The sequence below is a fragment of the Rhodococcus sp. 5A-K4 genome (assembly GCF_046097995.1).
Taxonomy (GTDB): domain Bacteria; phylum Actinomycetota; class Actinomycetes; order Mycobacteriales; family Mycobacteriaceae; genus Rhodococcus_F; species Rhodococcus_F erythropolis.
This window is the reverse complement of sequence record NZ_JBJURM010000004.1, coordinates 112,624-136,794: the sequence shown is the minus strand read 5'-3', so window position 1 is coordinate 136,794 and position 24,171 is coordinate 112,624. Positions and strand designations below refer to the sequence as shown.

Here is a 24,171-nt window from a genome sequence, read left to right as displayed (position 1 = left end):
GGAGCAATGCAGGGGCTGGGCGGACTCGAAGCCGAGGTCATGGATGTGCTCTGGCAGTCCGACGACGCGCTCTCGGTCAAGGATCTGGTCGAGATCTTGGGTGAGCGTCGACAACTCGCGTACACCACCATCCTGACCGTCGTGACTCATCTCTACGACAAGGGCTGGGTGAGTCGTGAGAAGAAGAGTCGCGCCTACTTCTATCGGCCGAGTCGCAGCCGTGAAGAGGCCACATCCAGGGCACTGCGCGAATTGTTGGACAGCAGTTCCGATTCCGCTGCCGTGCTGTTGCACTTCGCGAAGACAATGACGGACGCTGAGAACGAGGCCCTGCGCCGAGGACTTTCCGGGGAAGGTGCGCAATGACACTGGCCTTGCCGATGCTTCTCGGTGCGGTATTCGTCGGATTTTTGGTTCCGAGAGCGTTACGGGCCGTTTCCTCGACGTTGTCACCGACGGTGCTGCTCGCGGCGTGGCTCGGCAGTATGGCGTCGGCTCTGTATCTCGCTCTCTCTGCGGTCTTGGTTCTGGTGTGGCCGAGCCACGCGCCGGTCGAGGGGCTGGTCGACGGTATCGCTCGGTGTTTCAGCGCCTTCGCGCACGGCACGAGTTCATGGGTGGGTGAACTGATCACCGGTACAGCCGTTGGTGTGGTGGGTTTGATCGCTGTTCGGATCGTGCTGGCCGGCCGCAAACAGGCACGTGAGCACGCGAGAGTCCGAGATTTCCATCGTGATGTTCTCTCGATCGTCGCGCGCCGCGACAACTCGGAGTCCGACGTGTTGTGGTTGGATCATCCGCTGCCGATGGCCTACAGTGTCGCCGGAAAGCCTGGATTTGTTGTTGCGACACAAGGCTTGTCATCCGCTCTTACCGGGGGCGAGCGTGACGCGGTCCTCGCGCACGAGCGTGCGCACCTGAGCGGCGGTCATCACCGAATCGTCGGTGCCTGTGAAGTCTTGGCCGCTGTTCTGCCGGGAGTGCCGTTGTTCGCGGCGGCACCTGCTGCCGTCGGCGCGATCGTGGAACTGTCGGCGGACCGGCACGCCGCTCGCGTCACCAGCCCGGCTGCAGTGCGTTCCGCCCTTGCCGCGGTGTCGAAATCGCCGCTTCCTCAGCCGGACTGGAGCTTGGGCGATCGCGGCGGCGCGACCGCAGTGCGATTGCGTTCCCTGGTCGACGGCGACGTGGCGTCGCCTCGGCGACTGACCTGCGCGGTTGCGGCGTGCGTGCCGGCGGCCGTAACGACGGCCGTTGCCGCAGCCGTGACGGTGGCCGTCTCCGCGGGTATCTGCGCTGTTCTGACCTGATCATTGCTCCAACGCTGAGTCGATCTGGGCTTTCAGATCTTCGTAGCTCGGCATCTGGGCCAGCTTCACGTCGTTGAGGAACAGCGTCGGGGTGCCCTGGACGCCAAGGCGTTTGCCCTCGTTGAAGTCGCGCTCGACCCGCTCGCGGACGCCGCGGCTGCTGAGGTCGGATTCGAATCGGGTCATGTCCAGGCCGAGATCTTGTGCGTAGGAGCGGAACAGTGCCTCCTGCGATTCGGCGGATTCACCCCACTGCGATTGCGTCTCGTACATCCGCCGATACATCTCGACGAACTTGCCCTGGCGAGATGCGGATTCGACGACCTGCGCCGCGAGAGTGCTGTTGGTGTGACTCGGAATCGGAAAGTATCTGATACCGAATGTGATTCGATCCTCGTACTCGGCTCTGATTCGCTCCATCGTCGGGTACAGCGCGAGGCAGGCCTCACATTCGAAGTCGAGGAACTCGACAAGATTCACTTTGTCGTCAGCGGCCGAGGTCAATCGGTACGCGTCGTCGGTCAGGACGGCGGTGGATTGTGCTGCCCGATCGGTGCTCTCGTTGTCCGCCCTGATCGGATCGACGGTGATGAACGTGATCAGTGCTACCGCGAACAACGCGATCAGGGCGGCGGATATCTTCATGCTTCTGGACACTGCTGTGTACCTTGACCTTCCGTCGATTACTTAAATACTATTCAACATAGTATTTAGGTGTAGAGTCGACGGTACCCGAAAGGATTCGAAGGAGGGTTCGCCCGTGAATCGGAGGTGAACGGTCTGGCGCCGCCGTCGATCGGACAGATGTTGACCTGGGACTTCTCGTCCCTGTCGCCTATTGTTCTGCTGGGAGCTGTTCTGGCGCTTTGGTATTGGTGGTCAATGCACCGTGTGCGTGCGCGGGGACGGCTATGGCCCTGGTATCGAACTGCGTGTTTTCTGGCCGGATGCTTGCTGTTGATCGCCGTGACCGGTTCGAAGGTCGAAAGTTACGGGAACGAACTCTTCAGTGTCTGGATGTTCCAGCATTTGACGCTCTCGATGGCGATCCCGCCGCTGTGGGTGCTGGGCTCGCCAGGACTGCTGCTACTGCGTTCGACGTCGCATCGAGGTCCCGGGAGAAATGTTCTGGCGCTTGCACTATTGGCATTGCGCAGCCGTCCGGCACGGTGGATGTTGCACCCCGGGTTCACGATCCCGGTCTTTCTGTTCAGCTACTACGGGATCTACCTGTCGCCGATCTTCGACGCCGTCTCGGGATTGCCGGCCGGACACGTCTTTCTCGAAATCTTCTTTCTCGCCAGCGGTCTGCTCTTCATCATGCCCGTGCTCGCCACCGGACCACTGCCGGTGCGGCAAAGCTATCTCGGCCGGTGTTTCGACCTTTTCGTGGAGATGCCGCTGCATGTGTTCATCGGAGTCGTCCTCATGATGGCGACAAAGCCGCTGCTGACCACGTTCGTGAATCCGCCTCCCGAGTGGGGCGTGGACGTGATGCAGGACCAGCAGTTGGCCGGTGCCCTTGCGTGGTCGTACGGTGAGCCCGTCGCGCTGGTGGTGGTCGTGATCTTCGCGATGCGCTGGAACCGGGACGACAAACGGATGAATGCCGCCCAGGACCGCCGCGCCGAGATCGACGGCGACAGTGATCTGGAGGCATACAACAACTTCCTCAGATCACTGAGCGCCGCCGAGCGGCCGGAGACTCGGTAGGCCGGTGGCCCTCAGACGCCGCCGCCGGCGGGTGTCGGCGCCATTGCGTCGGCAGCTGCCGGTGTGTTCATCTCGCGTGCGACAAACGTTTCGAGGTGGAAGAGGTTGTCGCCGGCACGGTCGACGATGGTGAGAAGTGTTGTCATGCTTGCAACTTCCTCGACCTGCTCCTTGAGGAACCACTGCATGAACTGCTCGCCCAGGTAGTCGCCGGTATCGCGCGCGGTGCGCGCCAACTGCGTGATCTGCTCGGTGACCGTCTTCTCCTGCTCGAGTGCCAATTCGACCGGAGCCCGGACACTGTCGAACTTCGTCACGACGTCGTCGACACCCGGTACGTCCACGTCGAGGTCGTTGTCGAGCAGGTACTGGATCATCATCATCGCGTGACCGCGTTCCTCGGTGGCCTGGCTGTAGAAGCGCGCGGCCATCTGCGGAAGATCGTGTGCATCGAAGTACACCGCTACCGCGATGTACTGCTGCGATGCAGTGAACTCGTTACGGATCTGCTGACGCAGCAGAGTGGTGAATTCGCTCGAGTTCTTCGCCTGTGTCATCCCAACAGATTACTGGGTCGGCGGCACGGACAGGGAGCTACTTGTTGTCGAGCTGATCGATGATGAAGTCGAGAGTTTCCGGCCGGTATCCGTAGACGAACGAGTCCTTTTCGCCGACGTACCAGTCGCCGCACTGGAAAGAACTGCCCTTCTCGACCCCCGTCGGCCACCACTGTGCGGACAGCGATGCCGGACGAGTTTCGACGGTGGGTCGTGCGATGCAGCTGTTGTGATCTATCTCTGTGATGTTCGCAGTCATTCGCAGGATGCGTTCGTTGCCGGTGGTGCGGATGACCTCGTCGATACCCGTCGCGCCGGCGGGAACCCAACTCGGCAGTGTGTCGATTCCGCTGGATGCTTGTGCAAAAGAGAAGGTTTCGGTTTTCTTGTATGCCTTCGACTCGTCGAACTTGTCGAAGGTGCCCGAGCAGGACGTGGCCAGTAAAGCCGCTCCGGCCGAGGCGGCGATGACGGCGGCAGTGCGGAATCGGCGGTGTGCTGTGTTCATACCTTCACGGTATTTTTCCGCCGGCCGTTCCGCGTCCTGCCGGAAAGCGATTTGTTCGCTCGGCCTGTCCTCCCGGGGTACTACCGAAACTCAGGGCGATCACCCCGTGGTGATCAGATCCTGCGGAATCTGCTGATCGTTGGCCAGGGCGTCGAAGAACTGCGAAGCGCGTGCTTTGTCCCACAACAACACGTTGCCCGACCCGTCCACGTCCTCGAAACCGGCGACCGGAACCGTCGTGGTGGTCATCCCGCCGCGAAGCGCCCAGGCGAGTGAGGCCAGATTCCAGATGTGATCGCCCTCGTCGACCTGCAAAGACTTGGCCGTATCGGAGACGAGCGGCCACAACCGGAACGGATTGAGGAACGTACTCGGACTCGTCGCCTTCGACAGCAACGCCGACATGAACTGGCGCTGGTTGTTCATGCGGTCGAGGTCTGCGAGCGCGGTTGCTCGGGTCCGCACGAACCCGAGTGCATCCGAACCCTTCAAGTCCTGGCATCCAGCGGGGAGGTTGATTCCGGCCAGCGGATCGTCGATCGCCTGCGTCAGGCATACATTGACGCCACCGACGGCGTCGACGATGCCGGCGAACCCGCTGAATCCGATCTCGGCATAGTGGTCGATGCGAAGTCCGGTTGCCTCCTCGACGGTCTGCACCAGCAAGGGGGCACCACCGAAAGCGAAGGCGGCGTTGATCTTGTCCGAGCCGTAGCCGGGAATCGGAACGTACGAATCGCGAGGGATGCTGACCATCGTCGTCTTCCCGCTCTTGGGAACGTGGACCAAGATGACCGTGTCAGTGCGCTTGGGGCCGGTGTCACCACCTGTCGCAAGCGCTTGCTCCTGCTCGGGTGTGAGTCCCTCACGACTGTCGGAGCCGACGATCAGCCAGTTCGTGCCCGGAGTATCGGCGACGCGTCCCGCGTAGTCGGGCAGCGCGTCGATTCGATTGAGCGAACTGTCGACGTAATAGACCGCGCCGGCCAGCGCGAGCAGCAAGACCAACAACGTGATGCCGATACGTTTACCCCAGCTACGACGCTTGCGTGGGCGTCGCTGCTTCGGGGGTTCAGGAGGGCGCGGCGGGGCGTTCGGCGGGGTTCGGCGCGGCGGCGCGGGTGCGTACTTCGCCTGGCGTTGCGGATCCTGACGCGGCGGCCCCTGCCTGCGGGGGTCGTCCTGGAACGGCTGCGGGCGTTGGGTCGGCGCCCAGTCCTCACGCCTGGGTTGCTGCGGCGCTTCTGGTGGGACCTGTGACCAGGCCTGATTGGCCGGATTCTGCTGCGGTGGACGTCCGTCGCGGCGAATGACCGTCGGCCCTTCGGGCGGCATCGGGGGGCGCCGCTGCGGGGGTGGGCCCTGACGGGGTGGCATCGGTCCACGCGGGGGCGGCTGGCGCCGCGGAGGTGGCCCTGGCGGCTGGCGCCGCGGAGGGCGCTGAGGATATTCGGAGTCGCCGGTCACCAGTTCACGGTACCGGTCACGGCAGCCAGGAGACGTGATCGCGCAGGAGGGCGTAACCGATGAACGCCACCATGTCGATGAGCGCGTGGGCGATGATCAGCGGCCACAGCTTGCCGGTGCGCTGCCAGTATCGACCGAACACGAGCCCCATGATCACGTTTCCCACACCGCCGCCGAACCCTTGGTAGAGGTGATAACTACCGCGCAGGAGCGAGGACGCGAGCAGAGCTTTGTTCTCGCTCCAGCCGAGTGTTCGGAGGCGAGTGATCAGGTAGGCGACGACCAGTACCTCTTCGGCGCCCGAGTTCGCGATCGCGGACAGTACGAGGATCGGCACCCGCCACCAGTGGTCGTCGAGCGCGCTGGCTTGGACGGTGAGGTTGATGCTCAGTGCCTGAGCGACGAGGTAGAACAAGAGTCCGGGGAGGCCGATCACAGCGGCGAGGCCGAATCCCGGAGCTATGTCGCGACCGAATCGAGGTTTGGGAGTCAGGCCCGCAGCACGTGGACCGATCCCCGAACGCCACAGTAGATAGAGTCCCAGCGCTGCCCACGCGAGAAGCTTTGCAACGCCCAGTAATTGGCGCGCCAGATCGATCCAGTCGATGGCAGCTCGCGACGGGTTGAGTGCAACCGTCTGATCCGAGAGCGCAACCGGCGTCGCCAAGGATTCGGCGAGCGAAAGGATCCCGGACAATCCGCTGAGCCCGAAGGTGACCAGCAGAACGATAGTGATCTCGATCCGGATTCCGCGTCTGGCGGCGGGATCGAGTTCCGGGTCCGTTCGAACGGGAGACGGCGGCCGTAACCAGGTGCGGACGGTTTCGCGGGCATTCACCCGCGCAACGCTAGCCGTTTGCAGCGCCACCCGATCGGAGGCCGTTGAGGAAAGGGCACCCGACAAGCATTCGGATGGCGCGACTCAGCGCGGGAGCGTCGTCGACGGGGTTGGCGAACGGCATCCACACGTCGCGGTCACCGGTGTGATCCTCGACCCGCAGGCGCAGTCCGTAGCGGTCGATGCCGAGTGGGCGAACGCGTCCGGTGCGCATGTACGGGGGAAGCTTGCGCACGAGCAGGTCCACGAGATCGCGGTGGTCTTCGTCGAGATGCTGCAGCCACGCCGTCTCCATTTCCCAGAAGGGATCGGGGCTGGCGTTCAGCAGTTCGTCCACGGCGACGGGTTCTGCCCCCGTCGAGTCGGCGACAACGGCCGAGGCCAGGCTCAGGCGAAGGAGGACCGAGGTGTGGCCGATGTCGAGGAGCCCCGGGTGGGGATGTTCGGATGCGACGTCGTCGGCGAGAACGCGTGCCTCGTAGTCGGGCACGGCGTGTAACGAGCCGCGAAGCCACACGAGGGAGCGCACGGGCTCACGCAGACGCAGTGGTGCGTGATCGGTGATCTCGAGGACGGCAGGCAGTCCGCCGCCGCCGGAGTTCCAGGCCAGGGCCGCAGCTGCGGAGGCATGTGGGACTGCAACGACGACGTCACCGTTCGAACGCAGGTGATGCACCGACGTGACGGTGGGATCGCTGCCTTCGATGGCGAGAACTGCGTCCTGTGCGCGCACACAGGCGCTGCGGACGCGTTCGGCGGTGGACGGGCCGGTGCTGGTCTTCGTTGCCATGCTGCCCCCTTGGCGGGTGTTCTCTCGAACTCCATCGGATGATGAGGTAACCCTAACCTAAGGCGCTTCGGTGTGAATCGCAAGACTTTTGCGCAACTCGCGTGGAATCCGCCGCCTGCGCCGGGGTTACGGTTTGTCTGTGGCCATTCCTCTTTCACTCGGGCTGCCCGCCCCGAGAAACTCGCGCGGACTCCTCGAAGCACTCTTTCTCCCGGTCGTTCCGGCGTCGGCGCTGATCGGTGGCGAAGCAGCAGGCCGGGTTGTCGTCCGCCTCGATATCGATCCGGAAGAACTGCGCGCGGACACGGAAGCGTCGTACGAGGCCGTCCGTTTCGACGTCGACGTCACCACCGACCAGATCGACGACGCGATCGCGCTACGTCTGCCCGCTCCGCTCGCGGTGTACGTCGACGGCGGCGAAGAGGATCTGACACCCGCCGAAGCGGCGCTGCGCCTGTGTGAAGGTGGACGGATCCCCGGACTCGCCGCCGGTCGTACGCCCACCGAAGTGGCTGATTTCCTGGCGGTACTCGCGCACGAGTCCGTCGGTTTCGTAGCCCGCGCAGCCGACGGCGACGAGGTGATCGCCCTACTGTGTGGCACCGTCGCTGCACTGCGCGGCGACGACGTGCGCGCCGCGATAGTCGATCCGAAGCCCGAAAAACTCGCCGCGCTGATCCCGGAAGCCGCGTCCGCGATGCGCGAGGTGCTGCTCACGATCGAGGTCGCGGATCTGCCTGCGGTGGAAACGGCTCTGCGTGCCGCGGGTTTGCAGTGACCGGCGTGGGTCGATGCGTAATCTTTTAGGCGTGCCAAGAATCGCGTATTTCGGTCCGTCGGGAACCTTCACGGAGATAGCTCTCGCCCAGTTGGAGGCTGAGGGCGCGTTCGGCGAAACCGTCGAGCGAGTACCGGCCGGCAGTCCGCCGGCGACTCTCGACATGGTTCGCGACGGTTCCGTGGACGGGGCCGTAGTTCCCTTCGAGAACTCGGTGGAAGGCGGCGTAGCGCCGACGCTCGATTCACTCGCTCTCGGTTCGCCCCTGCAGATCGTTGCCGAAACCGATCTGGACGTGAGTTTCTCCATCCTGGTTCGGGCCGGGACGACCGCCGACCAGGTCCGCACGATCGGGGCCTATCCGCATGCGGGCGCACAGGTCCGCGGATGGATCGCCGAGAACCTGCCCCAGGCCGAGGTGGTGTTGGCCTCGTCCAACGCCGGTGCGGCGCTGGACGTGCAGGCTGGAACGGTCGACGCCGGTGTGTCCACGGCTTTGGCCGGTCAGATGCTCGGACTCGACAGCCTGGCGGACAACGTCGCCGATGTGGGCGGCGCCCGTACACGTTTCGTGCTGGTCACCAAGCCGGCTCCGGTTCCCGAACGGACCGGTGCCGATCGCACCGCGCTGGTGCTTCACCTCGACAACGCTCCAGGCTCCCTGGTGCGCGCACTCTCCGAATTCGCCGCTCGCGGTATCGATCTGACTCGGATCGAATCGCGTCCGATGCGAACGGAATTGGGTACGTACCGGTTCTTCGTGGACTGCGTCGGACACGTCGAGGACTCGCTGGTGGCCGAGGCGATGCGTGCACTGCATCGGAAATCCGGAGTCCGCTTCCTGGGGTCGTGGGCGACAGCGAATTCGACCGGGCCACAACCTCCTTCGGACGAAGAAGCGATTCGGTGGATCGACGAACTCAAGCATGGAGGGGGAGAACGATGACCGGAAGGCTCATCCTCGTTCGGCACGGTCAGACGGAGGCGAATGTCGCCAAACGTCTCGACACCGCTCTGCCCGGAGCAAAGCTCACGCCGGAAGGGTTGGCGCAGGCCGAGACGTTGGGCATCGGCCTGGCTTCGGCTCCTCCTCTGGCGCTCGTATCGTCCTTGGCTTTGCGTGCCCGGCAGACAGCAGGTTTTGTGGAGCAGGCCGCCGGTGTATCCCTGGATGTGCGGGACGGACTGCACGAGGTCCAGGCCGGTGACCTCGAGGATCGCACCGACGAGGCCGCGCACCGACTGTTCATGGAGACGTTCCATCACTGGCACACCGGCAACCTCGGCGCTCGCATTCCCGGCGGTGAAACGGGATACGACGTCCTGGAACGGTACGTCCCCGTCGTCAATGCGTTGCGCGAAGAATTTCTCGAAGGCTCACGAGACGGCGGCGACATCGTCGTGGTGAGTCATGGTGCTGCGATTCGTCTTGTCGCCGCCCAGCTTGCCGGTGTCCCCGGACTGTTCGCAGCCAACAACCACTTGGCCAACACCGAGACCGTCGAACTGTTGCCCTCAGCTGATGGCGGCTGGGAGTGCCTACGCTGGGGAGCCGTCAACCCGCCGTTCGAGCACCGACTCATCCCCGGCGCCGACGACGTGATGGGCTGACAGCCGGCTTCACCACCAACCGGTCTGGACGCTCAGTTGGCGCCCGAGTTCAGCCGACAGTGTGCTCACGTAGCTGGCTGTCAGGTGGTGGGAATCGTGATACACCAACACATTTCCCTCTACGACGCGGCACAACTCCGGTCCGCACACACCGTCGCTGAGATCGAGTAGGCGGACGTTGGTCAGATCGGCAATTGCCGACGGCGCCGGATTGACGTCGCTGAGCATTTCGGACCGTGGCATCGCGCAGTGATCGGGTGACGTGGTTGTCGCCAGACAGTCGATCGCGCGGTAGGCGACGCCGTCGTGGTGCAGCCAGGGGGTATCGCGAATGGCGAGGACGTCGATACCGTCGCGCCCCAGTTCCTCCCATACGTGAACGTACGATTCGGGCGTCACGTCACCAGGGCCGTCGGAACTCGGCCTGGTTGCCGTCGTGAATACGAAATCGGGTGAGGCGTCGGCCAACTCGGTCAGCACTCCACGCGACCAGTCGACACAATCCGGATATTCGTTGTCCGACAACGTCTGCATGGAGTCGACGGTGAGCGGGCAGCCCATCTTCAGATACGTGTCGACGCGGAACCCGTGACTCTTGCCGAGTTCGTCGAGCGCAGTGAGCCAGTGCTCGGAGTGCGAACCACCCGCGAGCGCGATGGTTCTGTCTGCATCGGCGTCGCCATAGGTGCAGTGGACGACGTCCCGCTCGAGAAAATCGGCGATACAGCCGTCGAGCGTGCTGGCCGGAAGGTCCAGTGGCGCATCGAAGATCGAGGGAACCATCGACGCCTTGGGTACTTCGGCACCGTCGGTGAGCGCGAGTGCGCCGGGATGGGTCGGGAGGTCGAGGGTGTCGACCGCCCGCTGGCCCGTCGTCTGGCTGCTCGCGTACGACTGCCAGGCGACCGAAGCGGCGAGGACCGCGGCAGCGGTGACGACGCATGCCAGGACGGTGTACCGGCGCGAGCGGCCTCCGCGCTCCACCGGAACCTCGACCAGGCGCCGGAGTGCAAGCGCCCCCGCGACGGAGAGGGCGATGATCAGTGCCCCGCCGAGCAGGCCGGCTTCGGGGCGTCCGGAGATCACGAGTGCAAACACCAGAATCGGCCAGTGAATCAGGTACAGCGCGAATGCGAACGAGCCGAGCCACGTCAGTGCCGGATGGGCGAGCGTCTTCGACGTCCAGGGTGTGTCGTCGCCGACTCCGGACAGGATCAACGCAAGAGTGGCCAGCACCGGTACCAGCGCCCACGGGCCGGGGAACTGCTGGGCGCCGTCGAGCACTATGCCGCACAACAGGATCGACGAAAGACCCGCCCAGCCGATCGTCGCTCTGACCGAGAACGGCAGGGATGCGATCTGCCGACTGCGCGTGCTGGTCATCAGAACGGCCAGCAGACCACCGAGGGCCAATTCCCACAACCTGGCGCCGGAGTCGTAGTACGCCCAGGCTTGGTGACGCGAAGATTTGGCGAGTGCGTAGAGAAAAGATCCTGCGGTCAGAACCAGAAGGGTGACCGCGAGTGACGGGCGGAAATAGTTGGGATTCACGCGTGAAGCCACATAAGCGATCACGGAGACGAGTGCGATGGCCAGGAGATAGAACTGACCTTGCACGGCCATCGACCACAGGTGCTGCAGGGGAGTGACCGAGCCGTCAGCGGCCAGGTAGTCGCTTGCGGTGCTGGCGAGCTGCCAGTTCTGGAAGAACCCGAGCACCGCGATCAGTTGATCACCCAGATCGGCCCAGCGTGTGCGTGGCAGCAGCAACGCGGTCCCCAGTGCGGTCAAAATGCTGACCACCGCGATCAGGGGGAACAGCCGCAGAAACACCCGCCGCAGTGCCGGGACCGGGTTGAGTGAACCCCCGGCTTCGGCGCGTCGAACCAGTGAGCCGACGAAGAAGTATCCGGACAGAACCAGGAAGACGTCCACCCCGCCCGATACCCGTCCGAACCACACGTGGAATACGACCACCAAACCGATGGCGAGGCCACGCAGTCCGTTCAGGTCTTGTCGGTGCGGTGTTGTTGCCCGTTCTTCGTTCGGCCGGTCGATCGTGGCGACCGAGCCTTGTTCGCCCGGTGACGACGGTTGACGCGAGAACTGCATGCTGAAGTAAGGCTCCGGGCGTTGAAGGGACGCCCCGAGGTTACCCGGAAGTCTCCGGCGTCGATTCCTCGAGTTCGGTTACCAGCGCGTTCACGGCTTGTCGCAGGCGATGCGGTGTTCCGGAACTGATGGACGTCCACTCGGTGCCGTCGGCAGCCCGAGTAGTCGAACCCACGAGCCGGCCGGCCAAGGTGTCGTACACAGTCACTGCGCCGGTCATGAGCGTCGTCGCTCCCAAACTGTGTGGTATTCCAACCAATTCGGCGAAGGCGGTGCATGTGACGATTGCGCTACCCAGTTGGCGCGCGTCGTCTTCGGGTATCCCGGCGTTGATCAAGGCCGAGGTCACGCTGTCTGCATCCGGGCCGGCGCCGAATGCCAGGCTGAGCATCTCGGTCGGTGCGTTGATCACGGCAATCGGCATTGCTTCGGCGCTGCCGAGCGCGGTGACGACGGGTGCAGCTGGTTCGGCGGTGACGCTGCACAATGCGAACGAAGAATCGGTTGAAGTTGCTTCGACACAAAGGAACTCGCCCTGTGCGACGCAGAGGCGTGAAATCCTTCCACCGACATGCCGACGCAGCGCCAACTCCCACTTGGGGTGGGTCAGGACGCGTAGGCGGGCGCTGAGTTCGTGATGGATCTCCCCGCCGGGGAGGAGATCGCGCTCGGAGAGTGAATCTGCCGCGGACTGCATCGCCATACGGTGAGCGCTCGCACTGGCGTGAACCGTCGCGCCACCGAGAACCACGGGAAGCGCATCGAGCCCGAGTCGCTCACGTACATAGTCCATTTCGTCCTGTGACAGGGCGACGACAGGCAAATTCCACCCATCAGGTGAGGTGCCGAGGTCCACCATCAACGCTCTGCAGTTTCGAGTGCGCCACCGATCACGGACGGGATGACTGTTCGGCCGTCGGCGAAGTGCTCGAAGTGCTTCAGGTAATCGGGTGTGTCGTGCTCGGTCTCGTCTTCAGATTGGGCCGCATGACGGCCGCCGGCGATCGGCGCAGATCCGCCCGCGGTTCGGGACGGATCCACTTTGACGGTATCCACGGTGCCCTGAACCGGCGAGGTCACGGGGTTCTGGCGCGCGGCGCTCTGGCCGGTGGAGGGATCCGGAAGAGCGTGCCGGCCGGTGCTGCTGCTCGACGACGAGCCCGCGAATGCTCCGGCTCCGGTGGTCGCGGAAGCTGCGCTGACCTGTGCCGTTGCCCGACTTGCCGACGGGGTGCCGAACAGTGATGGTGTGGAAGCGCCGAGTCTCGCGCCGCCGAGCCCTGCGCCACCGAGCCCTGCGCCGCCCAGTCCGGTGAGTCCTGCTCCGGCCGTCGCGAGAGTTGATGCGGCAGTGGTGGCGCCCGTGACGGCGGTGGTCGCGGCACTGACGGCGGCCGACGCTCCACCGGAGATGGCACCGGCCTGTGAGGCAGCGGCGGCAAATACCGGGTTGGAAACTACGGATGCGACAGCAGCGGTTGCGGCGCGCACGGGATCCGCGATTACGTCAGCGAGCGTTGATGCCGCTTGCGCGACGGACTGTCGTGCGGCGTTGCCTGGGCTTTCGGCCGAAGCGGATGCCCCAGCTGTGGGTTCCGCGATGGACGGTGGTGAATCGAAGTTCTGCTGCACGGCCAGATGCGTCGTTGCGGCGTCGTACGTTTCCATCGTCACCGCCGCTCGAATTTTGAGTGCTTCTTCGGCAGCCTCGGCGGCAGCGGCCCCGCCGACCAGGGCCCCGCCGATGGAGTACGCGGCGACCTTGGCCGCTTGAACCGCCGCGATCTCCGCCAGGGACGGCATGGCCAGGGTGGCGACGGTGTAGGAACCGGACTGCACTTGGGCTTTACCAGCGGTTTCTCCGGCGAGCAGCGCGGCCGCGGCAGCCCATTCCTGGAACGGTGCGAACTTGCTCAACGCGGCATCCGCGGCTTCTCCTGACCACCCGGTGCGAAGGTCCGCCATCACGCGAGAGATGGACGCAGCGGTGTCGGTCAGTCCGGACGACACGGTGGACCAGGCCCCGGCCGCCACACCGAGAGGGACCGGCCCGGCCCCGGCGACCAGTGCTGCGGAGTTGGGTGCTGCGCCCCGTGGATACCAGATGACGCCGGTGATGCCGACCATTGTTCTTCCCCCCAGGAAGTGTGACTGTGTTGCCGAGTTGCCGAGTTGCCGAGTTGCCGAGTTCGATTTCTGTCGATCAGATCGGTGCGACTGCCAGGCTGGACTTGGTGAGCTGGTCTTCGAGCTCGTAGGCAGCTGCATTCTTGCGCAGAGCCGCCGCAGCCGCGGTGAGCTCCTCGATTGCCCGATCGGTGGACGAGGCAAGGCTGCCCGAGATGGTGTTGAAGTAATCTGCCGCGCTACCGGACACCTCTTCGGATCCGGCTGGGAGAACGCGTAGCGTCGGCTGCGCAGTAGAGACGATTCCGCGCAATCGCGTCGCCGCAGACTCGAGTTCCATTGCGGCGGCAACTAGGGCTTGAGGGTCGACGTACATAGTGCCGACCTCCTTCCTGACCAGGGCGGATAAGTGGTCGGGAGGTCGTGCACACAGCCGTCGAAATCCCCCCGCACATAGTTTGATGCATGCCGGCCGCTTTTGGTTCCCCCGGAATCGGACGACTTTGCCCTCAGCCCCAGCCGAGTTCGTGCAATCTGTCTTCTTCGATACCGAAGTAGTGCGCGATCTCGTGGATGACGGTCACGGCAACCTCGTGAACAACCTCGTCCTCGGATGCACAGATGTCGAGTATCGAATCGCGGAAAATAGTGACCGTGTCCGGCAGGTACCCACCGTAATGAGAATCCCGCTCGGTCAGAGCGACACCCTGATACAAACCGAGCAGCCCCGGTTCTTCCTCGTCACGCGCTTCGACAAGCACCACGACGTTGTCGATGGCCTTGGCAAGTTCGGGCGGAATCAGATCGAGCGCCTCGCCGACCAGTTCCTCGAACCGGTCGGGCGTCATAGTCACCGTCATGGCTTACGACGGCGGAGCTGCGCCGGGCAACGGCGTCGGCAACGACCGACCTTCCGGTGCAGCGGGTGGCGGGACCGGAGCGGCGCCGTTGATCAGGATTTCGCCCTTGGCGCTTCCGGTGATCGCGGCAAACCCGCCGGTTTCGACCTCTTTGCCGATCGAACAATTGACTCGGCGGCTACCGGCCAACCAGCTTTCCAGTGAAATGTTGTCCCAGAACAGCGTCAGTGTCTTGTCGCGAAGCGCGTCTGCGGAACCAAGGTACTCGTTGGACGCCTGAGTGCAGACGCCCTCGAGGTAACGGTCCTGATCTTCGACAGACGGCATTGCGCCCGGGAATTGAGTGCCGAGGTCGATCACCGAAATAACCTCGTATGCATGCGGTTTCGCGCAATCGACCGGATCGGTCGGGAGGTTCTGGTTGATGCCGATGCACGTGCCGACGTCCCACACGTTCGACTGGTCCTGGTCCGCCACGCGGCCCACGAACGGTTGTAGTTCGCCGGTCGTGGTCGAGAACTGCAAGCCGCAACGCAGTGCGCGCTCGCCCGAAGCCCAACCCGATTCGCTCGGGAACATCAGGCCGACGCTGAACTTGCCCTTGGGATCGAACTTCGAATCGAGGTAGGACATGACGATGGGTGTGCAGTGCTCGTCGCGGAGTTCGGCGAATCGAAGGGCGCCCGGGTACCGGGAACCGGGGCCGAACTCGGCGCCGGGGAACACCGACAGGTCGAGTGGTCCGGCAACCTCGAAGCGGTGTTCAGTTCCGCACTGAACCTTTGACATGTCCGTGCGGTCCCCGCCCGACTCGGTCGCAGGCGTCCAGTTGAGGCAGTCGCCGGCCGCAGCCGCGGTGAAGGCGTCGTCGCGAGTAGATCCCGTCGCTGCTGGACCGCCACCACTGACACTGACCGAGGACGAGTCGTCCTTGTTCAATCCACCGGAAATCGCGATCGTTGCGATCGCGGCGACCACCGCACCTACCGCCACAGCAGCCAGGACCCGACGGGTGCGACTCGCTGAGACAGTTTTCTTCGCCGGCGTCCCCTGGGGATCTGCCGGATCTGGCGACTTCTCGATCTTGTCTTCGGACATCGATTCCATCATGCCTGTTGCCGTGGCGATATCGAACCTTCACTACAAAACTCACAAACGCGTCTGTGAGTATTTTGTAATCATGAGCGAAAACACCCCACTCGATCCCGAGGCTGTCGAGCTGGCGGGCCGGCTCTTCGACATGGCACGAACCGGCGACGCGGCCGGGCTGGCGTCGTATGTCGATGCTGGAGTTCCCGTCAATCTGACCAACGAGAGTGGCGACACGCTCGTCATGTTGGCGGCGTATCACGGTCACGCTGACGCCGTCGTTGCCTTGATCGAGCGCGGCGCCGACGTCAACCGGCCCAACGACAAGAACCAGACACCCCTCGCCGGAGCCGTCTTCAAGGGCGAGGATGCGGTGGTGAAAGCGCTGGTGAGCGGGGGAGCCGACCCGAAAGGTGGACACCCGACTGCCGTCGACGCGGCTCGGATGTTCGGACGCGAGGACTACCTGAGTCTGCTCGAATCGTGATCTCTCCCTCTCCGACATGGACGTGACCGTCGGCGAGCTGCGGTGAGTGGGTAAAGTTCGAAGTCGTGATTGACCTCAAGTTTCTCCGTGAGAACCCCGAAATCGTCCGCGAGTCGCAGCGCACCCGTGGAGAAGATCCAGGACTGGTCGACGCTCTGCTCGAAGCCGACGCGTCCCGACGCGCTGCCGTTCTGACCGGAGACAACCTCCGCGCAGAGCAGAAGGCCTTCGGCAAGAAGGTCGGACAGGCATCTCCGGAGGAGCGTCCCGCGCTGCTCGAGGGTTCCAAGGAACTGGCGGCCAAGGTCAAGGAAGCCGAGGCCGCGCAACACGAGGCGCAGGCCGCGCTCGACGCCGCACACCGCGCGATTTCCAACGTCGTACAAGAAGGTGCGCCGGCCGGCGGCGAGGACGATTACATCGTGCTCGAACACGTCGGTGAGATTCCGAAGTTCGACTTCGAGCCGAAGGATCACCTCGAGCTGGGTGAGTCGCTCGGCCTGATCGACATGGAACGCGGCGCCAAGGTTTCGGGTTCGCGCTTCTACTTCATGACCGGCTACGGAGCCATGCTCCAGCTCGGACTGCTGCAGTTGGCTGCGCAGAAGGCGATCGCCAACGGATTCACGATGATGATTCCGCCGGTGCTCGTACGCCCGGAAATCATGGCGGGTACCGGCTTCCTCGGTGCTCACTCGGACGAGATCTACCACTTGCAGGATGACGACCTGTACCTTGTCGGAACTTCCGAGGTACCCATGGCCGGCTACCACTCGGGCGAGATCCTCGAACTGAACGAAGGCCCGAAGCGTTACGCCGGTTGGTCCTCGTGCTTCCGCCGTGAGGCCGGCAGCTACGGGAAGGACACCCGCGGCATCATCCGTGTCCATCAGTTCGACAAGGTAGAGATGTTCACGTACTGCCGTCCCGAGGATGCCGACGCCGAACACCAGCGTCTCCTCGGCTGGGAGCGAGACATGTTGGCCGCCATCGACGTTCCTTACCGCGTGATCGACGTCGCCGGCGGAGATCTCGGTTCTTCGGCTGCGCGTAAATTCGACTGCGAGGCATGGGTTCCGACGCAGGGCACCTACCGCGAGCTGACATCGACGTCCAACTGCACGACTTTCCAGGCCCGCCGCCTCGGAGTTCGGTACCGCGACGAGAACGGCAAGCCGCAGACGGCTGCCACTCTCAACGGCACCCTGGCAACGACGCGCTGGATCGTGTCGATTCTCGAGAATCATCAGCAGGCCGACGGCTCGGTGCGAGTGCCCGAGGCATTGGTGCCGTTTGTCGGCACGGATGTGCTTCGCTGACACGCTGAACCAACACCATCAGGGCCGCGACGGACTCCGTCGCGGCCCTGATTCGTACTTTCGTACTGGTAGGTTTGGAACTTTTTCTGAACTGGCGGAATATCAAATTTTTCCCGCCGATTGACGAGTTGACCACCAAAAGCGTTGTCGATAGACCGCTTTGGCGTTAGTTTTGCGTTCAATCGGGCTTCCATACCCTGCTTTTCCATCCCCCGTCAGGTGATGTGAGGGTGAGTCCGGGGTGAATTGGACAAGTGTCTTGCCAAAAGTAGTACACGTACTAGTTTTTTCGTTATGTTGTGACGGCGCGCACACGTTTTGTCCGAATCCACTGCTTATGTTTGCCCTTCCGAAGGAAGTGCCCATGCCCCAAATCTCTCAGTTGCGGCGATTCGCCGTGCCCATAACCGGAACCGCCATGGTCGCGGGGATGCTGCTGATCGGCACGCCCGCATCCGCCGCGATCTCGACCACCGGTTTCAAAACAGCGTGTGTCGCAGGCTCCATCATCGGAGACGTCCACAAGGTCACCGACAACCTCATCACGGTCGACGCACCCGCTTCTGTCCAACCCGGCGAGACTTTCACCTACCGAATTCAGCCGAGCGGAACGTCGTATCCGGACAAGGATTCCGGCGCGACGACTACGAACCTGTCACGTCTCAAGGTCGACTACGCAATCCCGGCCAACGCGACGTTCGTTTCCGCGGCCGTCGTCGCGGGCACCTCGGTCGGACTCGATAGCGTCGCACCGAACGTTCTCAGGGTCAATGACTCTGGCAACGTCGACGGTAGCGGCGGGATCCTTCGGCTGTCCGGAAACAACCAGGTGATCGGCAACAGTCCGACGACGAGTACCAACTCGGAGGGAGGTATTCGAGTACCGAAGTCCAAGAAGAACCTCGATGGCTCGACAAACGGCAACGGAGACACCTGGTTCCGGCTTCCCGCAGTCGACGTAACAATGGTCGCTGGTGCGACGGGAGTGATCCAACCGAAGGTGAGGACCGCGGGTACGGCCGGCAACCTCGGTGCCAGCGAAAACTTCAGCACTCAGCTCGCAAAGGCGAGTTTCCTTGGTACACAGTGGGCGCCGACCCGTTGCTCGCCCCGCGAGAACAAGGACACCACACCGCTCAATGCCGGCGCGGGTCCGCTCGCGACAATCAGCATTGCTTCGGCTCCGGTCGATGTCGAGACCACGACGTCGCTCTCGGTTCCGGCGACGGCGATCACGGGTGCGGCTGTTGATCTGACCGCGACGGTGGCTCCGAACAACGCTGTCGGTACGGTGCAGTTCAAGTCGAACGGCACTGCGATCGGTTCGCCGGTGACAGTCACGTCGGGTGTTGCGACGTTGAGCCATGCGTTCGATGCTGCTGGCGCTCAGAGCGTTACGGCTGACTTCAGCGCTGGTGCAGGGTTTGTCAGTTCGTCGGCGTCGGCTCAGACGGTGACGGTTTCGGATCCGGCTCCGGTCGATGTGGAGACGACGACGTCGTTGTCGGTTCCGGCTACGGCGATCACGGGTGCGGCTGTTGATCTGACGGCGACCGTGGCTCCGAACAACGCTGTCGGTACGGTGCAGTTCAAGTCGAATGGCACGGCGATCGGTTCGCCGGTGACGGTTTCCGGTGGGACTGCGACGCTGTCGCATTCGTTCGATGCTGCTGGCGCGCAGAGCGTTACGGCTGACTTCATCGCTGGTGCGGGGTTTGTGGGTTCGTCGGCGTCGGCTCAGACGGTGACGGTTTCTGATCCGGCTCCGGTCGATGTGGAGACGACGACGTCGTTGTCGGTTCCGGCTACGGCGATCACGGGTGCGGCGGTTGATCTGACTGCGACCGTGGCTCCGAACAACGCTGTCGGTACGGTGCAGTTCAAGTCGAACGGCACGGCGATCGGCACTCCGGTGACGGTCACGTCGGGTGTTGCGACGCTGTCGCATTCGTTCGATGCTGCTGGTGCACAAAGTGTTACCGCTGACTTCACTGCCGGTGCAGGGTTTGTCAGCTCGTCGGCGTCCGCTCAGACGGTGACCGTTTCGGATCCGGCTCCGGTCGATGTCGAGACGACGACGTCGCTCTCGGTTCCGGCGACGGCGATCACGGGTGCGGCTGTTGATCTGACGGCGACGGTTGCTCCGAACAGCGCGGTCGGTACGGTGCAGTTCAAGTCGAACGGCACGGCGATCGGTTCCCCTGTCACGGTGACTGGCGGTGTTGCGACTCTGTCGCACGCGTTCGATGCTGCTGGTGCTCAGAGTGTTACGGCTGACTTCACTGCCGGTGCTGGCTTTGTGAGTTCGTCGGCGTCGGCTCGGACGGTGACCGTTTCGGATCCGGCTCCGGTCGATGTGGAGACGACGACGTCGCTCTCGGTTCCTGCTACGGCAACTACGGGTGCGGCGGTTGATCTGACTGCGACGGTTGCTCCGAACAATGCTGTGGGCACGGTGCAGTTCAAGTCGAACGGCACGGCCATTGGTTCACCGGTGACAGTTTCCGGTGGGACCGCGACGCTCTCGCACATCTTCGATGCTGCTGGTGCTCAGAGCATTACCGCGGACTTCACCGCTGGTTCCGGATTCAAGAACTCGGTTGCGAGTGCGAAGTCAGTTCAGGTGAGTGTTGCCGACCAGGAATCCGTCGTCGAACTGAATATCCCCACCGATGCCAAAACTGGTGTGGCGACCGACTTGTGGGCAACAGTCCGAACGTCGTCGGATGACGCTGTCGGCGTCGGAACCGTGCAGTTCTACGACGGTGGCGTCGCGATCGGCGGTCCTGAACCGGTTACGGCCGGCGCTGCTGGTCTGTCGCATACGTTTACCTCTGCGGGTGCGCACAGCATCACGGCGGTTTACTCGGGAGGAGCCGGTGTAGTCGGGTCCTCGGCCCAGGCGCGGACGGTGAATGTGACGGACCCTGCGCCTTCGGATGTCACCACGGAGACTGTGGTGACGGTGCCTGCCGATGGTGTGGTGAACAAGTCGGTGACCCTGTCGGCGACTGTCAGTTCGGTGCAGAATGGTGGAACGGTGCAGTTCATGGATGGGGACACCCCGATCGGTGACGCTGCGGCGGTGGTCAACGGGATCGCGGCGCTGAACCACACCTTCACCACAACCGGCGCGCATTCGATTTCGGCAATCTACAGCGGCGCAGCCGGATTCACAGGCTCCACCTCGGCGGCCCACGCAATTCAGATCAAGGCTGCAACCGGTGGTGGCACGGGCAGCCTCGGTTCAGGCAGCGCTGGCTCAAGCGATTTCCTTCCCTTCGGTTCCTGACCGAAGCGGTTCAGGTCGCGGCCCCGAGGCAGTATCCCTCGGGGCCGATCGACAGGGTGAACTGCATCGACCGTGAGTTACCGGTTCCGTCGCTGACGGGCAGGGTGACACGGACGTAGTCGCCGCGAACCGGAGTGACTGTTGCAGCGTCGGCGTCGAAAGACTTGATACCGGCCAGCTGATTCGGATCGAGCTTGAGTGGCGGCTGGCCGGTGGCGCCGGTGCCGTCGGGATCCCACGGGCTGTTGCCGGGGCAGATCAGTGGATAGAACGTCTCGACGTCGCGGGTATTGACCGGCCGTCCCGTGGCGCGTGAGAGAAACCGGACGACGGCGTGGGAAGCGTCGGCCGCGGTGTAGAAGTTTGATTGCCCCGCAGGGAAGACGAACGGGCACGCATAGCCGGAAGCGATCTCCGAGCGCTTGGCGGCGACGGAGAGTCCGTCTCCACTCCAGGTGACCGCGTACTGGCCGTCGACGCCTGGTGCGGCGATGGCCGTCAAGATGGCGGGCACATCCGAGTATCGGTCGGCAATTGTTGTGGGCGGCATCGTCCAGCATGCGTTCGTGAGCGCGTCGACGTCCAAAGACACCAGGTCCGTTGCCCAGGCCGCCAAGGCCGGCGCAGCAGCCGGATTACCGGGCACGTCACCAACCGGAGGTGGCGCGACCGGCGCGGCGGGCGCAGTGGTGGTCGTGGGCGCGAGAGTGGTTGTCGTCGTGGTTTCCGTCGTAGGCGGAGACGGTTCGTCCGTCAGGATTCCTGTCCGTCCGTCGTCCTCACATGCGGTTATCGCCAACGTCATGGCGAGTGCGACTGCCCCCACTGCCGCTCGTCCTGCCGACTTCATTCGTTCTTACGCCCCTTTTGCGACATTCTGACCAACATCCACCCCATAACTGCTGCGGGTCAGATCACGGATTCCCGTCTACGCTAGCGAACTGTGGATCCCGTTTACAGAACAGTCATCGGCATCGCCCGTACCGTCTTCGCTTTCGAGGGCCTGAAGTTCTCCGTCAAGGGAGAGCAGAACATCCCGGCGTCCGGTGGCGCCGTGATCGCGATCAACCACACCGGATACATGGACTTCACGTATGCGGGACTGCCGGCGCGGACCCCCAAGCGCTACATCCGGTTCATGGCGAAGAAGGAGGTCTTCGACAACAAGATCTCCGGACCGATCATGCGGGCCCTCAAGCACATCCCGGTCGACCGCGGCGCGGGCGCCGACTCCTACAAGGCGGCCGTAGATTTCCTGAAGCGCGGTGAATTGGTGGGCGTGTACCCCGAAGCGACGATCAGTCGGAGCTTCGAGATCAAGGAATTCAAGTCCGGAGCCGCCCGGATGGCAATCGAGGCGGGCGTACCGATCGTTCCCGTCGTCATCTGGGGCGCTCAGCGCGTGTGGACGAAGGGTTATCCGAAGCGGTTGGGCCGCACCAACACTCCCATCTCGATTGCCGTCGGCGAGCCGATTGCACCTTTCGAGCCGGCGAGTGAGCTGACGGCGAAGCTGCGGTCGACGATGCAGGAGTTGCTACTCGATCTGCAGAAGGACTACGACCATCCCGCCGGCGAGTACTGGGTACCGGCCCGCCTCGGTGGCAGCGCGCCGACGCTCGAGCAGGCCGACAAGATGGATGCCGACGAGGCCGAGGCGAAAGCCAAAGCACGTGAGGCGCGGAAGTCCGAAGGCTGACCCATGTCCTTCGAACCCGTTTACACCGCCGTCGAGGTAGTCGCGCGTGGTCTGAGCGGTTTCCAGGGCGTGAAAGTCACCCGCACCGGGACGGAACACGTCCCGGTGTCCGGCGGTGCCGTCATCGCGATCAACCACACGAGTTACCTCGATTTCATACCGGCGGCCCTGGCGGTCGGCACCGCGAAACGCAAGCTCAGAGTGATGGCCAAGGCTGAGCTGGCGGACAACAAGGTCCTCGGCTTCCTCATGCGTGGATGCGGCGTCATCGAAGTGGACCGCTCCGCCGGAGCGCAGGCGTATCGAGCCGGAGTCGACGCCCTCGAGCGTGGCGAATTGGTGGGCGTCTACCCGGAAGCGACGATCAGCCGGAGCTTCGAGATCAAGGAAATGAAATCCGGAGCAGCTCGGATGGCCATCGACGCCGGCGTGCCGATAATTCCGCTGATCGTCTGGGGCGCCCAGCGGATCGTCACCAAGGGCGGACCGAAAAATCTGGGCCGCAATCATTTCCCGATCTCGGTGGAGGTGGGTGCACCGATCGATCCGGTCGAGCCCGCCGAAGCGCTCAGCGAGATTCTGCGCATCGAGATGGATGCAATCCTGCGCCACGTGCAGGACGGGTTCGTGCACGAGCCCGGGGCGTACTGGGTGCCTCGTCGACTCGGCGGTGGCGCACCGACGCCGGAGGAAGCCGCGGCCATGGACGCACAGGAACGCGCGAAGCGGGCGCGCTGAGCGAGACCGTCGTACCGGGCAGGCACAATGGCGGTGTGAGCCCAGACCGTCGTATCAGCCCTGACCGCCCAACCTTGGTTGCGACCGATGTCGACGGCACCCTCATCGATCACGACGAGTTGGTCAGTGCCCGCACCCGCGCCGCCGTGCATGCCGTCGTCGAATCCGGCACGCCGTTCCTGCTGGCAACCGGGCGTCCTCCGCGATGGATTTCGCCCGTCGTCGAGGGCTTGGGATACGCGCCACTCGCCGTCTGCGCCAATGGAGCCGTTGTCTACGACAGCTACGCCGACCGCGTCCTCAGCGCCGCGACCTTGTCGGTCGACGCACTCACCGAACTCTCCGAGCTGGCACTGGTTGCACTCCCGGGCGCAGGTTTGGCCGCGGAACGAGTGGGGGAGAGCGCACATGACGCCGCCACCCCACAGTTCGTCAGCTCACCAGATTACGAACACGCCTGGCTCAACCCGGACAACACCGAGATGTCCGAGGACGAAGTGCTTGCGGCGCCGGCCGTCAAACTCCTGATTCGCCGTCCAGGCATGACCAGCACGGCGATGTACGACACGCTCGCCCCGCACGTCGGTGCGCTCGCCGACATGACGTACTCCACCGAGAACGGACTGATCGAACTCTCGGCGCCGGGCATCACGAAGGCGTCGGGCCTGGTTGCTGCCGCGGAGAGGTTCGGCTTCGACCTGTCGGGTCTGGTGGCCTTCGGAGACATGCCCAACGACATCCCGATGCTGGGGATGGCTCGACTCGGCGTCGCCATGGGCAACGCTCACCCCGAAGCCAAAGCCGCAGCCGACGAGGTCACCGACACCAATTCGGCACACGGGGTCGCAAAAGTCCTCGAGCGCTGGTGGTCGTAGA

At 63.8% G+C, this 24,171-nt stretch carries 25 protein-coding genes; 12 read left to right on the top strand and 13 right to left on the bottom strand.

Annotation, left to right across the window (positions count from 1 at the left end):
- Positions 1-6: 6 nt before the first annotated feature.
- Positions 7-366: a BlaI/MecI/CopY family transcriptional regulator gene (locus ACKAMS_RS07400; protein ID WP_019746375.1), complete on the top strand. Its 360-nt coding sequence runs from the start codon at positions 7-9 to the stop codon at positions 364-366.
- The gene (locus tag ACKAMS_RS07395) at positions 363-1,310 is read left to right on the top strand and encodes a M56 family metallopeptidase (RefSeq protein WP_069146678.1); all 948 of its coding nucleotides are present in this window, start codon (positions 363-365) and stop codon (positions 1,308-1,310) included. The genes ACKAMS_RS07400 and ACKAMS_RS07395 overlap by 4 nt, the downstream gene beginning before the upstream one ends.
- Here the strand turns inward: ACKAMS_RS07395 and ACKAMS_RS07390 are convergent, their stop codons facing one another.
- Positions 1,311-1,955 carry a thioredoxin domain-containing protein gene (locus ACKAMS_RS07390; protein ID WP_029254185.1) on the bottom strand — a complete coding sequence of 215 codons (645 nt, stop codon included), beginning with the start codon at positions 1,953-1,955 and terminating at the stop codon, positions 1,311-1,313.
- A 126-nt stretch (positions 1,956-2,081) separates the two neighbouring features.
- On the opposite strand from ACKAMS_RS07390, the gene ACKAMS_RS07385 reads away from it, so the two are divergent.
- A complete protein-coding gene (locus ACKAMS_RS07385) occupies positions 2,082-3,023 on the top strand; it encodes a cytochrome c oxidase assembly protein (RefSeq protein ID WP_029254186.1) in 942 nt (313 codons plus the stop codon).
- Between the two features lie 11 nt (positions 3,024-3,034).
- Here ACKAMS_RS07385 and ACKAMS_RS07380 read toward each other — a convergent pair whose 3' ends face one another.
- The 5 genes from ACKAMS_RS07380 to ACKAMS_RS07360 all read right to left on the bottom strand — a co-directional run bounded on the left by ACKAMS_RS07380 (position 3,035) and on the right by ACKAMS_RS07360 (position 7,183).
- Positions 3,035-3,580, bottom strand: a complete 546-nt coding sequence (locus ACKAMS_RS07380; protein ID WP_020905744.1) for a ferritin — start codon at positions 3,578-3,580, stop codon at positions 3,035-3,037.
- A gap of 37 nt (positions 3,581-3,617) precedes the next feature.
- Positions 3,618-4,088 (bottom strand): hypothetical protein, encoded by a 471-nt coding sequence (locus ACKAMS_RS07375; RefSeq protein WP_029254187.1) that lies wholly within the window; start codon positions 4,086-4,088, stop codon positions 3,618-3,620.
- Between the two features lie 99 nt (positions 4,089-4,187).
- On the bottom strand, positions 4,188-5,423 hold the full coding sequence (locus tag ACKAMS_RS07370) for an LCP family protein (RefSeq protein ID WP_020968096.1): 1,236 nt from the start codon (positions 5,421-5,423) through the stop codon (positions 4,188-4,190).
- Between the two features lie 148 nt (positions 5,424-5,571).
- Complete coding sequence (locus tag ACKAMS_RS07365) at positions 5,572-6,393, bottom strand: CPBP family intramembrane glutamic endopeptidase (protein WP_408988819.1); 822 nt, start codon at positions 6,391-6,393, stop codon at positions 5,572-5,574.
- A 10-nt stretch (positions 6,394-6,403) separates the two neighbouring features.
- Positions 6,404-7,183, bottom strand: a complete 780-nt coding sequence (locus ACKAMS_RS07360) for a DUF2470 domain-containing protein (protein ID WP_019746383.1) — start codon at positions 7,181-7,183, stop codon at positions 6,404-6,406.
- A gap of 139 nt (positions 7,184-7,322) precedes the next feature.
- Between ACKAMS_RS07360 and ACKAMS_RS07355 the strand changes: the two genes are divergently transcribed.
- From ACKAMS_RS07355 to ACKAMS_RS07345, 3 genes are read left to right on the top strand one after another with little or no spacing between them, the layout of a single operon-like run.
- On the top strand, positions 7,323-7,961 hold the full coding sequence (locus ACKAMS_RS07355) for a hypothetical protein (protein ID WP_021334642.1): 639 nt from the start codon (positions 7,323-7,325) through the stop codon (positions 7,959-7,961).
- Between the two features lie 13 nt (positions 7,962-7,974).
- Complete coding sequence (gene pheA / locus ACKAMS_RS07350; RefSeq protein ID WP_020905747.1) at positions 7,975-8,907, top strand: prephenate dehydratase; 933 nt, start codon at positions 7,975-7,977, stop codon at positions 8,905-8,907.
- A complete protein-coding gene (locus tag ACKAMS_RS07345; RefSeq protein WP_019746386.1) occupies positions 8,904-9,572 on the top strand; it encodes a histidine phosphatase family protein in 669 nt (222 codons plus the stop codon). Before pheA ends, ACKAMS_RS07345 begins: the two co-directional genes overlap by 4 nt.
- A 9-nt stretch (positions 9,573-9,581) precedes the next feature.
- On the opposite strand, the gene ACKAMS_RS07340 is transcribed toward ACKAMS_RS07345, so the two are convergent.
- The 6 genes from ACKAMS_RS07340 to ACKAMS_RS07315 all read right to left on the bottom strand — a co-directional run bounded on the left by ACKAMS_RS07340 (position 9,582) and on the right by ACKAMS_RS07315 (position 15,781).
- A complete protein-coding gene (locus ACKAMS_RS07340) occupies positions 9,582-11,684 on the bottom strand; it encodes an acyltransferase family protein (protein ID WP_408988818.1) in 2,103 nt (700 codons plus the stop codon).
- A gap of 40 nt (positions 11,685-11,724) precedes the next feature.
- Positions 11,725-12,477, bottom strand: coding sequence for an ESX secretion-associated protein EspG (locus tag ACKAMS_RS07335; RefSeq protein WP_241896023.1), 753 nt, complete (start codon positions 12,475-12,477; stop codon positions 11,725-11,727).
- Between the two features lie 65 nt (positions 12,478-12,542).
- Complete coding sequence (locus ACKAMS_RS07330; protein ID WP_408988817.1) at positions 12,543-13,811, bottom strand: PPE domain-containing protein; 1,269 nt, start codon at positions 13,809-13,811, stop codon at positions 12,543-12,545.
- 76 nt (positions 13,812-13,887) lie between these two features.
- Positions 13,888-14,187, bottom strand: coding sequence for a PE family protein (locus ACKAMS_RS07325; RefSeq protein WP_029537367.1), 300 nt, complete (start codon positions 14,185-14,187; stop codon positions 13,888-13,890).
- A gap of 133 nt (positions 14,188-14,320) precedes the next feature.
- Positions 14,321-14,671, bottom strand: coding sequence for a metallopeptidase family protein (locus tag ACKAMS_RS07320; protein WP_007736028.1), 351 nt, complete (start codon positions 14,669-14,671; stop codon positions 14,321-14,323).
- A gap of 3 nt (positions 14,672-14,674) precedes the next feature.
- Positions 14,675-15,781 carry a septum formation family protein gene (locus ACKAMS_RS07315; protein WP_019746391.1) on the bottom strand — a complete coding sequence of 369 codons (1,107 nt, stop codon included), beginning with the start codon at positions 15,779-15,781 and terminating at the stop codon, positions 14,675-14,677.
- Between the two features lie 70 nt (positions 15,782-15,851).
- On the opposite strand from ACKAMS_RS07315, the gene ACKAMS_RS07310 reads away from it, so the two are divergent.
- The 3 genes from ACKAMS_RS07310 (at position 15,852) to ACKAMS_RS07300 (ending at position 20,858) form a co-directional block, all read left to right on the top strand.
- Positions 15,852-16,247 (top strand): ankyrin repeat domain-containing protein, encoded by a 396-nt coding sequence (locus ACKAMS_RS07310; RefSeq protein WP_003945404.1) that lies wholly within the window; start codon positions 15,852-15,854, stop codon positions 16,245-16,247.
- Positions 16,248-16,312: 65 nt separating this feature from the next.
- Positions 16,313-17,566 (top strand): serine--tRNA ligase, encoded by a 1,254-nt coding sequence (gene serS / locus ACKAMS_RS07305; protein WP_007736032.1) that lies wholly within the window; start codon positions 16,313-16,315, stop codon positions 17,564-17,566.
- 364 nt (positions 17,567-17,930) lie between these two features.
- Positions 17,931-20,858, top strand: a complete 2,928-nt coding sequence (locus ACKAMS_RS07300; RefSeq protein WP_408988816.1) for a beta strand repeat-containing protein — start codon at positions 17,931-17,933, stop codon at positions 20,856-20,858.
- Between the two features lie 10 nt (positions 20,859-20,868).
- Here ACKAMS_RS07300 and ACKAMS_RS07295 read toward each other — a convergent pair whose 3' ends face one another.
- Positions 20,869-21,708 (bottom strand): hypothetical protein, encoded by an 840-nt coding sequence (locus tag ACKAMS_RS07295; protein ID WP_080909292.1) that lies wholly within the window; start codon positions 21,706-21,708, stop codon positions 20,869-20,871.
- A 93-nt stretch (positions 21,709-21,801) separates the two neighbouring features.
- On the opposite strand from ACKAMS_RS07295, the gene ACKAMS_RS07290 reads away from it, so the two are divergent.
- From ACKAMS_RS07290 to ACKAMS_RS07280, 3 genes are read left to right on the top strand one after another with little or no spacing between them, the layout of a single operon-like run.
- Positions 21,802-22,557 carry a 1-acyl-sn-glycerol-3-phosphate acyltransferase gene (locus tag ACKAMS_RS07290; RefSeq protein WP_020905757.1) on the top strand — a complete coding sequence of 252 codons (756 nt, stop codon included), beginning with the start codon at positions 21,802-21,804 and terminating at the stop codon, positions 22,555-22,557.
- A 3-nt stretch (positions 22,558-22,560) separates the two neighbouring features.
- Complete coding sequence (locus ACKAMS_RS07285) at positions 22,561-23,295, top strand: 1-acyl-sn-glycerol-3-phosphate acyltransferase (protein WP_095969475.1); 735 nt, start codon at positions 22,561-22,563, stop codon at positions 23,293-23,295.
- Between the two features lie 53 nt (positions 23,296-23,348).
- Positions 23,349-24,170, top strand: a complete 822-nt coding sequence (locus tag ACKAMS_RS07280; protein ID WP_037131235.1) for a Cof-type HAD-IIB family hydrolase — start codon at positions 23,349-23,351, stop codon at positions 24,168-24,170.
- Position 24,171: the final 1 nt, after the last annotated feature.